1 protein-coding gene is annotated in these 804 nt (G+C 65.5%); it reads left to right on the top strand.

The features are described from left to right. The coding region (locus tag A5781_RS20130) for an AMP-binding protein (protein ID WP_156624883.1) at nt 1–804 on the top strand (804 nt) is incomplete at both ends.

Genomic DNA, 804 nt, shown 5'->3' with positions numbered 1-804 from the left:
CCGGGGCGGCCTACGTGCCGATCGACCCGGGCCTGCCCACAGCGCGGATCGGGTTCATGCTCACCGATGCCACGCCTGTCGCGGTACTCACCACGGCGGGTCTGCGCTCGCGGCTCGACGGGTACGACGGTCTGCGGGTGATTGATATTGATGACCCCGCCATCGATGTTCAACCCAGCACACCGTTGTCGGGTCCGGGCCCGGCGCTGGAGGGTCTGGCTCACATTATCTATACCTCGGGCACCACCGGGGTGCCCAAAGGCGTTGCTGTTACCCACCACAACGTGACCCAGCTGTTCGATTCGCTGGAGATTGGTGTGCGGTTGGGGCCGGGGCAGGTGTGGTCGCAGTGTCATTCGTATGCGTTTGACTTTTCGGTGTGGGAGATCTGGGGAGCGCTGTTTCATGGGGGCCGGTTGGTGGTGGTGCCCGAAGCGATAACCCACTCTGCCGAAGACTTCCACGCCTTGCTGATCAGCGAACAGGTCAGCGTGCTCACCCAGACTCCCTCAGCTGTGGGGGTGCTCTCGACAGACGGTTTGGGGGCGGCGGCGCTGGTGATCGGCGCCGAGGCGTGTCCGGCTGAGGTGGTGGAGCGGTGGGCGCCGGGACGGGTGATGCTCAACGTCTACGGCCCGACCGAGACCACGATGTGGGCATCCAAGAGTGCCCCGTTGACCCCGGGCACGGGTGCCCCGCCGATCGGGTCGCCGATACCGGGGGCGGCGTTGTTCGTGCTGGATCAGTGGTTGCGGCCGGTTCCGGCGGGGGTGGTCGGGGAACTGTATGTCTCTTATACACATC

Origin of the sequence: Mycobacterium sp. 852002-30065_SCH5024008 (assembly GCF_001665645.1) — a bacterium.
GTDB lineage: Bacteria > Actinomycetota > Actinomycetes > Mycobacteriales > Mycobacteriaceae > Mycobacterium > Mycobacterium paraffinicum.
This window is presented reverse-complemented; position numbering and strand designations above follow the sequence as displayed.